The sequence below is a fragment of the Paucibacter sp. PLA-PC-4 genome (genome assembly GCF_026241155.1).
In the GTDB taxonomy this organism is placed as follows: Bacteria; Pseudomonadota; Gammaproteobacteria; order Burkholderiales; family Burkholderiaceae_C; genus Roseateles_E.
Genome location: NZ_JAPFGP010000011.1, coordinates 54,512 through 67,744, shown reverse-complemented (window position 1 = coordinate 67,744; position 13,233 = coordinate 54,512). Strand labels below are relative to the sequence as shown.

10 protein-coding genes are annotated in these 13,233 nt (G+C 67.2%); 4 read left to right on the top strand and 6 right to left on the bottom strand.

Annotation, left to right across the window (positions count from 1 at the left end):
* Positions 1–17 precede the first annotated feature (17 nt).
* Positions 18–1,517: a S10 family peptidase gene (locus OOZ63_RS17540; RefSeq protein WP_266006883.1), complete on the top strand. Its 1,500-nt coding sequence runs from the start codon at positions 18–20 to the stop codon at positions 1,515–1,517.
* 26 nt (positions 1,518–1,543) lie between these two features.
* The gene (locus OOZ63_RS17535; protein ID WP_266006882.1) at positions 1,544–3,202 is read left to right on the top strand and encodes a sensor domain-containing diguanylate cyclase; all 1,659 of its coding nucleotides are present in this window, start codon (positions 1,544–1,546) and stop codon (positions 3,200–3,202) included.
* A 15-nt stretch (positions 3,203–3,217) separates the two neighbouring features.
* Here OOZ63_RS17535 and OOZ63_RS29110 read toward each other — a convergent pair whose 3' ends face one another.
* From OOZ63_RS29110 to hutC, 6 genes are all read right to left on the bottom strand, one after another.
* Positions 3,218–4,774 (bottom strand): methyl-accepting chemotaxis protein, encoded by a 1,557-nt coding sequence (locus OOZ63_RS29110; protein ID WP_323055763.1) that lies wholly within the window; start codon positions 4,772–4,774, stop codon positions 3,218–3,220.
* 113 nt (positions 4,775–4,887) lie between these two features.
* Positions 4,888–6,273: a formimidoylglutamate deiminase gene (locus tag OOZ63_RS17520; RefSeq protein WP_266006881.1), complete on the bottom strand. Its 1,386-nt coding sequence runs from the start codon at positions 6,271–6,273 to the stop codon at positions 4,888–4,890.
* A complete protein-coding gene (gene hutG / locus OOZ63_RS17515; RefSeq protein WP_416234747.1) occupies positions 6,270–7,082 on the bottom strand; it encodes an N-formylglutamate deformylase in 813 nt (270 codons plus the stop codon). The genes OOZ63_RS17520 and hutG overlap by 4 nt, the downstream gene beginning before the upstream one ends.
* Positions 7,079–8,272 carry an imidazolonepropionase gene (hutI, locus tag OOZ63_RS17510; protein WP_266006879.1) on the bottom strand — a complete coding sequence of 398 codons (1,194 nt, stop codon included), beginning with the start codon at positions 8,270–8,272 and terminating at the stop codon, positions 7,079–7,081. Before hutI ends, hutG begins: the two co-directional genes overlap by 4 nt.
* Positions 8,269–8,814, bottom strand: a complete 546-nt coding sequence (locus OOZ63_RS17505; RefSeq protein WP_266006878.1) for a HutD family protein — start codon at positions 8,812–8,814, stop codon at positions 8,269–8,271. Before OOZ63_RS17505 ends, hutI begins: the two co-directional genes overlap by 4 nt.
* Before the next feature lie 73 nt (positions 8,815–8,887).
* A complete protein-coding gene (gene hutC / locus OOZ63_RS17500) occupies positions 8,888–9,607 on the bottom strand; it encodes a histidine utilization repressor (RefSeq protein WP_266006877.1) in 720 nt (239 codons plus the stop codon).
* 107 nt (positions 9,608–9,714) lie between these two features.
* On the opposite strand from hutC, the gene hutU reads away from it, so the two are divergent.
* Positions 9,715–11,397: a urocanate hydratase gene (gene hutU / locus OOZ63_RS17495; protein WP_266006876.1), complete on the top strand. Its 1,683-nt coding sequence runs from the start codon at positions 9,715–9,717 to the stop codon at positions 11,395–11,397.
* Between the two features lie 13 nt (positions 11,398–11,410).
* Entirely contained in the window at positions 11,411–12,955 is a 1,545-nt protein-coding gene (hutH, locus tag OOZ63_RS17490) for a histidine ammonia-lyase (protein WP_266006875.1), read from the top strand.
* Positions 12,956–13,233: the final 278 nt, after the last annotated feature.

The following is a 13,233-nucleotide window of genomic DNA, read 5'->3' as shown; positions in this document are numbered from 1 at the left end:
CCGCGGAGAGCGACACCATGACGAACGAGGACAAGGCCGGTATCAAAGCCGATACCAAGGTCGAAGACAAAGGCGCACCCCTGGTCGAGCGCCTGGTGACGACCGAGCACAAGCTCAGCATCGGCAAGAAGACGCTGGAATACAGCGCCACCTGCGGCACCCTGTTGCTGCGAGAGGTCGAGGTCACGGAGGGCGAACACAAGGGCGAGAAGACGCGCGCCAGCGTCTTCTTTATCGCCTACACCCTGAAGAACCCCAAGAAGCCCGATAAGCCCGAGCATCGTCCGCTGAGCTTCAGCTTCAATGGCGGGCCGGGCTCCAGCAGCGTATGGCTGCATCTGGGCATCCTCGGCCCGCAGCGCGTACCAGCCGATGAGATGGGCCACTGCGGCGCGCCGCCCTACGGCCTGGTCGACAACGAGTTCAGCCTCTTGCTGGAGTCCGATCTGGTCTTCATCGACCCGGTCGGCACCGGTCTCTCGCGCATGGCCGAGGGCCAGAAGGCCGCCGAGTTCCACGACTACCAGCGCGACCTCGATGCGGTCGGCGAATTCATCCGCCTGTACCTGACGCGCTGGGGCCGCTGGGCCAGCCCCAAGTACCTGATCGGCGAGAGCTACGGCACAACCCGCGCCGCCGGACTCGCGCGCCATCTGCAGGAAAAGCATGACGTCCATCTGAACGGACTGATGCTGGTCTCGCTGGCGCTGGATTTCCAGACCCTGAGTTTCGACGCCGGCAACGAGCTGCCTTATCCGCTGTATCTGCCCACCTACGCTGCCACCGCCTGGTATCACAAGGCGCTGCGGCCGGCGCAGCAAAAAAAGCCGCTCAAGCAGATCGTGGCCGAGGCCGAGACCTTTGCCAACGGCGACTACTGGCTGGCGCTGATGCAGGGCAGCCGTTTGACGCCGGCTGAGCGCTCGCATGTGGCCGATCAGGTGGCGCTGCACACCGGCCTGAGCGCCGACTATGTGCTGCGCTGCGATCTGCGCCCCACCGAGTTCCGTTTCTTCAAGGAACTGCTGCGCGCGCGCGGGCAGACCGTGGGTCGGCTCGACAGCCGCTTCTTAGGCCTGGACCGCGACGACGCCGGCGAGCACCCCGAGGACGATGCCGGCATGAACAATCTGGTCGGCGCCTATGCCACGGGCATCAACCGCTTGCTGCGCGAGCGTCTGGGCTGGACCGGCGACCAGCCGTATTTGCTGCATGCGCCGCTGTGGAAGACCTGGGCCTGGAAGGGCTACGAGAACAAGTACCTCAGCGTGGGCGACAGTCTGCGCCGCGCCTTGCATGCCAACCCGGCGATGCGGGTCTATGTGGCCAGCGGCTACTACGACCTGGCCACGCCGCATGCAGCGGGCGACTACACCTTGTCCCATCTGGGCCTGCGCGAGCCGCTGCAGGGACAGATCCGGGTCAGCTATTTCGAGGCCGGCCACATGATGTATATCCACCAGCCTTCGCTTGCGCGCATGGCCGCCGAGTTGCGCGACTTTGTGCGCGGCGGCTGATCCCTGGCTTGGTCTATGCTCAGGGCATGGGTGTCAAGTCATTTGAGGCGTCTGTGGCCGCCGCGCTGGCCGAATCGGCCCGCGGCGACTACCTGGCTGCTACCGAGCGACTCGCCGCAGCACTGCTGCAGTGCCCGATCAGTCATCAGCGCGGCAGGGCACGCGCGCTGGCCCTGCTGGCCCATGACTACCCGCGCCTGGGCAATCTACAGGCCAGCGTGCGCTGTGCTAGCGAGGCGGTAGCGCTGGCCGAGCACCTGGGCGACGCGGCCGTGCAGGCCGATGCCCTGACCTCGCTGTGCTTCGTCTATGCCCAGCTGCTGATGGGGCGCGACGCGCTGGAGTGCGGGCTGCGTGCGCTCAGCTGCGCGCGCAGCAGTGCCGACGCCGTGCGAGAGGCCTGGGCCCTGAACCGCATCGGTGTGGCCTACTCCAGCCTGGACAACCCGATTCAGGCCTGCGACACGACGGCACAGGCGCTGGAGATCGCGTTGACGCAGGGCAATAGCGAGCTGAGCTTCTCCTGCCTCAACAACCTGGCCTACTACTGGCTTTCGCGACGCACTGAGGCGCACCGGCGCCAAGACACCGAGGCCCTCGCGCTCGCCCGCGCTCAAGCTCGCAGCCTCTCCGAACAGGCCACCGTGCAAGCGCGTGCCTCCGGCAGCCACTTCCAGGTGGCGGTCGCGGTGTCCAACCTCGTCGAAGCCCTGCTGGGCTGCGACGAGTACACGGCGGCGCGGGTGCTGCTGGACGAATTCGAAGCCCTGTCGCGCCAGCACGGGTATTTGGCGCTGCAGCTGCAGGCCGCCGTGCAAAGGGCCTTGATACTGAAGGCCGACGGACAGTTCGACGCCGCGTTGCGGCAGTTGCAAGCCCTGATGGAGAGTCAGCACGACGGTCTGCCGCCCAAGCTGCTGCGGCTACTGATCTACTCGCTGTACGAAACCTACAAGGCCAGCGGCGACTACCGTGCAGCACTCGACCATCTGGAACGCCATACCGAGCTGGAGCGGCAGACCGCCCGCGACACCATGGCCTTGCAGACCGAGGTGATGCTGATACGCCAGGAGGTCGAGCAGGCCCATGCCCGCGCCGAGCACGCCATGCAAGATGTGCAGCGCGAGCGCAAACGCGCCCGCCAGCTCGAGCGTGACCAGTTGCGCCTGCGTGACCAGGCCGCGGCACTGGACCGTGCGGCGCACGAAGACGTGCTGACCGGCCTGCACAACCGGCGCCATGCCGAGTTCGCCCTGCCGCTGCTCATCGAAGGAGCCCGTCAGGCCGGCAAAACCATCAGTCTGGCGATGCTGGATGTCGATCACTTCAAACAGGTCAATGACGACTTCGGCCACGGCGTGGGTGATCGCGTGCTGCAGCAACTGGCCCAGTTGCTGCGGCAGAAGGTGCGCAGCGCCGACCTGCTCGCCCGCGTCGGGGGCGAGGAATTCGTGATCGCCCTGGTCGGCACGCAGCCCGACCGTGCGCTGGAGATCTGCGAGCGGCTGCGCCAGGCCGTTGCCGACTACCCTTGGGAGCAGATCGCCCCGGGGCTGCGGGTGCGCGTGAGTATCGGCCTGGCTGCCGGCGAACCGCCGGCCGAGGCCCGGCTGCTGCAAGAGCGTTCCGACCGCGCCCTTTATGCCGCCAAGCGCGGCGGCCGCGACCGGGTCTGCAGCGGCTGAGCGAGAGGGGCTCGCTCAGGCCAGCTTGAACACCGACACCGAGCGCGCCAGCTCATCGGCTTGCATCTGCAGGCTTTGCGCGGCGGCTGCCGACTCCTCGACCAGGGCGGCGTTTTGCTGCGTCATCTGGTCGAGATTGGCGATTGCCTGACCGATCTGGTTGATGCCGGTGCTTTGCTCGCTGGTGGCATTGCTGATCTCGGAGACGATGCCGCTGACCCGCTCGATCGCCCCCATGATCTCCTGCATCGTGTGCCCCGCCCGCTCGACCAGTTGGGCGCCGTTCTCCACATTTTGGCCGCTGGCGGTGATCAGGGCCTTGATCTCCTTGGCGGCCTCGGCGCTGCGCTGGGCCAGCGTGCGCACCTCGCCGGCCACCACTGCAAAGCCGCGCCCCTGCTCACCCGCCCGCGCAGCTTCGACAGCGGCGTTCAATGCCAGGATATTGGTCTGGAAGGCAATGCCGTCGATCACCGAGATGATGTCGCTGATCTTGCTCGAAGATGCCGAGATGCGGCCCATGGTGCTGACCACCTCGCCGACCACCGCGCCGCCGCGCTTGGCTACTTCGGCCGCGCTCAGCGCCAGCTGATTGGCCTGGCGGGCCGAATCAGCGTTGTGCGTGACGCTGGCGGTCAGCTCTTCCATCGCCGACGCGGTCTCCTCCAGATTCGAGGCCGCCTGCTCGGTACGCATGCTCAGGTCCTGGCTGCCCACCGCCACCTCGCGCGAGGCCGTCGCGATGCTGTCAGTGGCGTTGCGCACACCGCTGACCACCGAGCTCAACGAGCCCTGCATCGCCGCCACACCGCGCATCACGGCGGAGGTCTCGTCGGCGCCGGCCACATTGATGCGCTCGCTCAGGTCATGGCGTGCGATCTGCTCGGCGCTGGACACGGCCGCCTTCAGCGGCTGCAGGATGGAGCGGATATTGAAAAGGGTGTACGCACCGATGATGGCAATGGCCAAGCCCATGATCAGCATCAAGGCCAGCCGGATACGCGCCTCTTGAGTGGCCAGGCGCTTGACCTCCTCGGCCGAGTGCTGCTCGATCAGGTGCGTCATCTCACCGAGCTGCTGGTCCAGCGCCCGCACCGGGCCCTTGATCGGCTCGGTGGCCTTGTTCGCTGCGGCGGTGTCCGCAAAAGCACTGGCCATGATGTCGCGGTGGATACCCTGAAAGCCGCTTCTATAGCCCTCCAGCGAGCTCAACATCTGCGGCGGCAGCGCCTTGATCTTCGTCGCGATGTCGAGCTTGGCGATGGATTTCAGGCCTTCAGTCACGCGTTCATAGGCACCGTCCCAGTCCTTCTTGTAGCGCTCCACCGCCTTCGGATCCGAGAGATTGATCAAGAGATCCTTCTCGTAGCGGCGCAGATTTCCGACCCCGGCGCGGATCTCGGCCAGCACGACCAGCGAGGCGACATCGTTGTCCTGGTAGTGCGAGAACTGCTCGCGGGCCTGGGACAGGCTCCACAGCCCGCTGCCCCCAATCCCCAACATCGCCAACATGGACAAGGCGGCCAAGGCATACAGCCGGGCGCGAATAGTGAACCGGTGCAGAGCCAGCATGAAACCCTCCGAGCACACCCAACGACAGGCGTGCGAATAGCGTACTGCGGAGCCTTTCGGAAAGGAAGGCCCGCCGCGCAACACGTCCCGGGTTCTAGGGAGTCAAAATGGGGTCAGGCCTTGCCCCAAAGCTCGGCCATGCAGGTCGCGAACTCACCCCGGATCCGGTCTTCGGCCGGATGGCGACCCTGCTGGAGTTGCGGCCGGCCCGCCACATAGACGTCTTGCCAGGCCCGCTCCTGGCTGGCAAACACCAGGCCGTCGAGCAGGCTCGCCGCCGGCAAGCCCAGCAGGCCCGAGGCCTGCGCATCCAAGACCAGAAAATCGGCCCGGGCGCCCGGCACCAGCCCCCAGCTGTCCAGCCCGGCGGGTGCTGCGCTGCCGCGCCGGCAGGCTTCGAACAGCCGCGCGGCCGTCGAGGGCTCGCGCCGCGGCTGCGCGGCCACATTGCGCTGACGCAGGCTCAGTCGCTGACCGTACTCGAGCCAGCGCAGCTCCTCGACCCAGCCGCGCGTCACATGGCTGTCCGAGCCCAGGCTGATCGGTGCTCCGCTGGACAGCCAGCCCGGCAGATCGCACAGCCCGTCGCCCAAATTGCCTTCCGTACCGGGGCAGATCACGACGGCAGCGCCGCTGGCCGCCACCGCATCGATCTCCTCGGGCAGACTGTGGGTCGCATGCACCAGTTGCCAGCGCGCATCGGGCGCGAACTCGCTGCACAGCCAGGCCATCGGACGCTGCCCGGTCGCAGCCAGGCAGTCGGCCACCTCCTGCTGCTGCTCGCTGATGTGGATGTGGATGGGCAGGGCCTCGTCACCGACGAGTTGCTGCAGGCGGCGGATGTCCTGGGCATGGGCGGCGCGCAGCGAATGCAGGGCCACGCCGGCATTGAGCAGCGGCCGGCAGGCCGCGTTCAGGCGCTGGCTCGCGGCCCAGACCCAGTCGGCGTCGCTGGCGAAGCGGCGCTGATCGGGCCGCAGCTTGTCTTCAGCAAATCCGGCATGGGCATACAGCACCGGCAGCATCGTCAGGCCCAGTCCGACCTGGGCGGCCGCATCGGCCAGCGCCCAGCTCATCGCCAGCTCGTCCGGATAGGCACTGCCGTCCTCGCGGTGCTGCAGATAGTGGAACTCGCAGACCTGGGTGTAGCCGCCCTTGAGCAGCTCCAGATAGAGCTGCGCCGCGATCGCCTGCAACTGGGTGGGCGTGATGCGCAGCGCCAGCCCATACATGCGGTCGCGCCAGCTCCAGAAATCATCGTCACCGGCCTCGCGCCGCTCGGCCAGGCCGGCGAAGGCGCGCTGGAACGCATGGCTGTGGGCATCGACCAGGCTGGGGATCACCGCTCCGTCCAGCCGCAGCGCATCGTCCGGCGCCGCATGGCCGGCTTCGAAGCCGCTCCAGTGCCCCGAGGAATTGACATGCATCAAGACCTGATACTGCCAGCGCCCGTCAAGCCAGGCCTGCGGTGCCCAGAACCGCTTGGCACCGGCCTTCATGCCTTCTTCCAGCTCAGCAGTTGCAGCAGCAAGCGGCGCAGCAGCGGCTGCACCCCGGCGGCTGCGGCCTCGTCATAGGCGTAGGGCGGCTGTTCCTGCATATAGCAGCGCCAGCACATCTCCAGCTGCACCGCGTGCTGGGACAGGTCGGGCCGGCCATAGTGGCGGGTGATGTAGCCGCCCTTGAAGCGGCCATTGACCACCTGGCTGTAGTCGCTCTGCCCGGCCAGCACCTGGCCCAAGGACGCGGTGATGGCCGGGTCGCAGGAGCGACCCTCGGCCGTGCCCAGGTTCAGATCGGGCAGCCGGCCCTCGAAAAGCCAGGGCAGCTCGGACTTGATGCTGTGGGCATCGAACAGCAGGGCGTAGCCATGGGCCGCCTTGAGTCGGTCCAGTTCGGCCTGCAAGGCCTCGTGATAAGGCTGCCAGTAGGTCTCGCGGCGGCGCTGCTTCTCGGCCGCGTCGGGGGCCTGGCCGTCCAGGTACAGCGGCTCGCCAGTAAAAAAGCGTGTCGGGCACAGCTCGGTATTCGATGCCCCCGGATACATCGGCGTGTCCTCGGGCGGGCGGTTCAGATCGATCAGAAAGCGCGAGTAGCGCGGCACGATCAGGCTGGCACCGAGCTCCTGAGCGATCCCTGCGTACAGACGCTCTAGGTGCCAGTCGGTGTCCTCGGTCTGCAGCGCACGCGGCTGGTAGCGGCCGCGCTGGTCCTCGGGGATGGCGGTGCCCACATGGGGCATGCTGATCAGCAGCGGTGTGCTGCCCGGCTGAAGTTTGAAGGAAGCATCGCTGCTCGTCGTCATCATCGGATCTTTCCGGCCCGCACCGCGCGGCGCAGCGGGTTGCGGCCAAAGTAGTAAGCCAGTTCGTTGGGATGGGAGATGTCCCAGGCACAGAAGTCGGCACGCTGGCCGGCAAGCAGTTGGCCGCGCTCGGCCAGGCCCAGCGCGCGCGCAGCATTCACGGTCACACCGCGCAGCGCCTCCTCAGGCGTGAGCCGGAACAGCGTGCAGGCCATGTTCAGCATCAGCAGCAGGGACAGGGTCGGCGAGGTGCCGGGGTTGTGATCGGTCGAGATCGCCATGGGCACGCCGGCCTCGCGCAGCGCCGCCACCGGCGGCAGCTTGGTTTCGCGCAAAAAATAGTAGGCGCCGGGCAGCAAGGTGGCCACCGTGCCGCTGGCCGCCAGCGCGGCAACACCTTCGGCGCTTAAGTACTCCAGATGGTCGCAGCTCAAGGCCCGGTACTCGCAGGCCAGCTGGGTGCCACCCTGGTCGCTGAGCTGCTCGGCATGCAGCTTGACCGGCAGGCCCAAGCGCTGGGCCGTCTCGAAGACCCGCCGCGTTTGTGCCGGCGTGAAGCCGATACCCTCGCAGAAGGCATCGACCGCATCGATCAAACCCTGCGCCTGCAGCGCTCCCATCCAGTCGCAGACGGCCTGGACATAATCGTCCTGCCGGCCCTGGAACTCCGGCGGCAGTGCGTGGGCACCCAGATAGGTGCAGCGCACATCGGCGCCGCGCAGACGGCGTGCGACGCTCAGGCTGCGGGCTTCGGACTCCAGGCTCAGGCCGTAGCCGGACTTGATCTCGATCGTCGTGACTCCCTCGGCCAGCAAGGCATCGAGGCGGCGCTGGGCCAGCGCCAGCAGCTCGTCCGCGCCGGCCTCGCGGGTGGCGGCCACCGTCGAGCGGATCCCGCCGCCGGAGCGCGCGATCTCCTCGTAGCCGGCCCCCTGCAAGCGCATTTCGAACTCGCGGGCCCGCTGACCGCCGTATACCAGATGGGTGTGGCAGTCAATCAATCCCGGCGTCACCACCGTGCCGCCGAGGTCGTGCTCGGCGTCGAAGTCCATCGTCGGGATCTGCTCGGCCTCGCCGACCCATAGCAGCCGCTCGCCCTCGGTGACCAGGGCGCCGTCTTCTATCCAGCCCCATGGCTGATCGCCGGCCAGCGTGGCAAGCCGGCCATTGCGCCACAAGATGCGCTGGCTCATAGGTCCTCGCTCCAGTTCATCCACCAGGCAGCGCCCTGCCCCGCAAAACTCAGCGGCTGCGCGGCCGGCTCCTCGCACCAGGCCAGGCTTTGCGGCGCCAACACCATCGCCCGGCCGCCATGGTTGAGCGTGCCGCCCTCGGCCGTAAACAGGCCCACCCACCGACCCTGTGCATCACCCGGCTGATCGGCCGCCAGCACCCGCAACTGGCCACGGCTGCGGCGATGCATCAGGTTGAAGTCACGCGTCGGGCCATCGACCAGCTCGCAATCCGGTGCCAGCGCGCCGTCAAAACTCAGCAGCTCGCTTCCCGCATGCAGTTCGAAGTCATACAGCCGCACGCCCTTGCCCGACAGCACGGCGAACCAGCGCTGCACACCTTCGAAGACCGAGAACGGCCCATCGGCCTCGATGTCGGCGACGCTCACGCGCAGCACCCAGTCGGCCAGATGCGGCCAGGCCAGCAGCTCGCGGGTCCAGCCGCCGTTATTCCTCCAGCGCTGGGGTGCCACATCGCTCGCAGAAATGACACTCCAGCTCATTGGAACCCCCTGGCGCTTGGCGCTGTCTCTCGGACACAAAGTTCGCCCACTCTCAGACGGCCATGCAGTGCTCTCATGCCTGAAAACTCCCCTCGAGAAGGTAGCGAGATCCCGGATGGGTCAGTCGCACCGTCGTCACGGTCAGCCCGCGGCTGAAGGTGCGACGCTTGACGACCAGGCAGGGCTCGCGCTTGCCAATGCCCAGCAGCCGGGCTTCCAGCTCGCTGGGCAGTGTCGATTCAATCGTATACCGAGCCTCGGACAGCGGGGCCACTTCCAGCAGATAGTGCGTCGGCGTCACGGTCGCGAAATCCAGCTCCAGATAGTCGGGCGCGCTGGCCGGATTCACAAGGCGGTCCTCGCACTGGATTGCGACGCCGTTCTCCAGATGAACGATGACGCTATGAAACAGCGTGGCACCGGCCTTCAGACCGAAGTCGGCCGCCTGTTCGGTCGTGGCCTTGAGTCGCTCCAGCAGGTGCACGCGCGACTCGTGCCGGTGGCCGCGCGCGGCGATCTCGTCATGCACATCGCGCACGGTCAGCGTCGACGAGATGCGGTGCAGCTGGGCGACGAAAGTGCCAACCCCCTGGACCCGCTCGATCATGCCCTCCTGGCTCAGCTCGCGCAGCGCCCGGTTGACCGTCATGCGGCTCACGCCGAACTGTGCCACCAGCTCTGCTTCTGAGGGCAGCAGATCGCCGGCCACCCAGTGGCCCGAGGCGATGTGCTCGCGCAAATGATTCTTGACCTTCAGGTACTGCGGCGCCGGTGCGCTTGTGCTGCTTGCCATGCCCGCCATCGTACTTGACTGTACTTGTATAGACAACTAGAGTTCGACACATTCAACTCGCCACATTCCATCCGGCCCGTTCCACCCCGTCCCCTGGAGAGACCCGCATGAGCTCGCAAGCCCGCACCGTCCGCGCCCCCACCGGCACCACCCTCGCCTGCAAGAGCTGGCTCACCGAAGCCGCCTATCGCATGCTGCAGAACAATCTGGACCCGGCGGTGGCCGAGAACCCAGACGCTCTGGTGGTCTACGGCGGCATCGGCAAGGCCGCCCGCAACTGGGACTGCTTCGACGCCATCCTGACATCGCTCAAGGCGCTCAACGAAGACGAGACGCTGCTGGTGCAGTCGGGCAAGCCGGTGGGCGTGTTCAAGACCCATCCGGATGCGCCGCGCGTGCTGATCGCCAACAGCAATCTGGTGCCGGCCTGGGCCAATTGGGAGCATTTCAACGAACTGGACCGCAAGGGCTTGATGATGTACGGCCAGATGACGGCCGGCAGCTGGATCTATATCGGCAGCCAGGGCATCGTGCAGGGCACCTATGAGACTTTCGCCGAAGCCGGCCGCCAACACTTCGGCGGCACCATGGTCGGGCGCTGGATACTGACCGCCGGTCTGGGCGGCATGGGCGGCGCGCAGCCCTTGGCGGCGACCTTCGCCGGCGCCTGTTCGCTGACCATCGAATGCCAACAGTCGCGCATCGACTTCCGCCTGAAGACCCGCTATGTGGACGAGCAGGCCGCGGATCTGGACGACGCGCTGGGGCGCATCGCCAAGTACACCGCCCAGGGCAAGGCTGTCTCCATTGCGCTGCTGGGCAACGCCGCCCGCATCCTGCCGGCCTTGGCCGAGCGCTGCAAGGCCGGCACCGCCATCAAGCCCGATCTGGTGACCGACCAGACCTCGGCCCACGACCTGATCAACGGCTACTTGCCGGCCGGCTGGAGCGTCGAGCAGTGGAAGGCCGCCGCTGCCGACCCGGCCCAGCATGCGCAGCTCAAGGCCGCTGCAGCCAAGAGTGCCGCAGAGCATGTCAAGGCCATGCTGCTCTTCCAAGCCATGGGCATCCCCACCGTGGACTACGGCAACAACATCCGCCAGGTCGCGTTTGATGAGGGCGTCAAAAACGCCTTCGACTTCCCCGGCTTCGTGCCTGCCTATGTGCGCCCGCAGTTCTGCGAGGGACGCGGCCCCTTCCGATGGGTGGCGCTCTCGGGCGACCCCGAGGACATCTACAAGACCGACGCCAAGATCAAGGAGCTGTTCCCGCATCACGCCGGCGTGCACCGCTGGCTGGACATGGCCAAGGAACGCATCGCCTTCCAGGGCCTGCCTGCGCGTATCTGCTGGCTGGGCCTTGGCGAGCGCCATATCGCCGGCCTGGCTTTTAACGAGATGGTCAGAAACGGCGAGCTGAAGGCGCCCATTGTGATCGGCCGCGACCACCTGGACAGCGGCTCGGTCGCCAGCCCCAACCGCGAGACCGAGAGCATGAAGGACGGCTCGGACGCCGTCTCGGACTGGCCGCTGCTCAATGCACTGCTGAACACCGCCGGCGGCGCCACCTGGGTCAGCCTGCACCATGGCGGCGGCGTCGGCATGGGCTACAGCCAGCACAGCGGCGTGGTGATCGTTTGCGACGGCAGCGAGGCGGCCGACAAGCGCATCGCGCGCGTGCTGTTCAACGACCCGGGCACCGGCGTGATGCGCCATGCCGATGCCGGCTATGAGCAGGCCCAGGCTTGCGCCAAGGAGCGCGGCCTGAACCTGCCGATGCTGAACAAGTAAACAGGAAAAGAAGATGAACTTGGAAATTATCCCGGGCGAACTGAGCCTCGAACAGCTGCGCAGCATCCGCAACGGCGACGTGACCTTGAGCCTGCACGCCAGCGCGGCCGAGATCATCCGCCGCAGCGCCGCCGTCGTGCAGGCCGCAGCAAGCGGCGACGCGCCGGTCTACGGCGTCAACACCGGCTTCGGCAAGCTGGCCAGCACCCGCATCAGCAAGGAAGACCTGGCTGCGCTGCAGCGCAATCTGATCCGCTCGCACTGCGTCGGCGTCGGCGCGCCGCTGGCACCGTCGGTCGTGCGCCTGATGCTGGCCACCAAGGCGGCGTCCCTCGCCCGCGGCTTCTCCGGCGTGCGCGAGGAGGTCGTGCAATGCCTGCTCGACGCCTTCAACGCCGGCCTCGTTCCGTATGTGCCGGCGCAAGGTTCGGTCGGCGCCTCAGGCGACCTGGCCCCGCTGTCGCACATGACCCTGGCTTTGATGGGCGAAGGCGAGATGCTGGTCGAGGGTCAGCGCCGCCCGGCCGGCCCCGAACTGGCGCGGGCCGGCGTCAAGCCGCTGGTGCTGCAGGCCAAAGAAGGTCTGGCCCTGATCAACGGCACCCAGACCTCGACCGCACTGGCGCTGAAAGGGCTGCTGCGCTTCGAGCTGGTCTATGCCTCGGCCATCGTCTCTGGCGCATTGAGCCTGGATGCAGCACGCGGCAGCGACGGGCCGTTCGATCCCCGCATCCACGCGGTGCGCGGCCAGCCCGGCCAGATCGAGGCCGCCCAGGCCTACCGACAGATCCTGGCCGGCAGCGAAATCCGCGCCTCGCACCGCGAGGGCGACGAGCGCGTGCAGGACCCCTACTGCCTGCGCTGCCAGCCCCAGGTGATGGGCGCCTGCCTGGACCAGGCGCGCTATGTGCGCGATGTGCTCTTGCGCGAAGCCAATGCGGTCACCGACAACCCCTTGGTCTTCGCCAACGAGGACGGCAGCGCCTATATGGTGTCGGGCGGCAATTTCCACGCCGAGCCGGTGGCCCTGGCTGCCGATGCGCTGGCCTGCGCGATCGCCGAGGTCGGCGCCATCGCCGAGCGCCGCATCGCGATGCTGATCGACACCAGCGTCTCGCGCCTGCCGCCCTTTCTGACCGAGAACGCCGGCCTCAACTCCGGCTTCATGATCGCCCATGTGACCGCTGCCGCGCTGGCCAGCGAGAACAAGAGCCTGGCTCACCCGGCCAGCGTGGACTCCATCCCCACCAGCGCCAACCAGGAAGACCATGTGTCCATGGCCACCTTCGGCGCCCGCCGCCTGGGCCCCATGCTGGACAACACCGCCCACATCATCGGCATCGAGCTGCTGGCGGCCTCGCAAGGCATCGAATTCCTGCGCCCGCTCAAGAGCTCGCGCGCGCTGGAAGAGGTGCACGCGCTGGTGCGCAGCGCTTGCCCGCCGATGCCTGAGGACCACTATCTGGCGCCGGACATCGAGCGTGCGACCGAGCTGGTGTTTGCCGGCGAGCTGGCGCGACTCGTACAACGGGAAGGCAGCATCGTCGTGCTGCCCTGACACTGCAAAACCGCGGAGTGACAGAGCCGGCCGCATGCCGGCTTTTTTGCGCGCACGCCCGGGGGCTGCGTGCGCTGACGGACGTGCGGTCGGGGGTACGGGGAGCGCTATCAGGCGTCAGCACGGGCAGCCGTCGTTCGCAGGTCGGCGAATTTGAGACGAGCGCAGCGGACCGGGATCACTCGGCAGTGCATTGCGCTCGGTCTCGGTGCCCGTGTTTTCTACACCGCACCGAGGTCCGCTCGCCTTGTTCCGTGATTTTCATAGAACGCACTAAT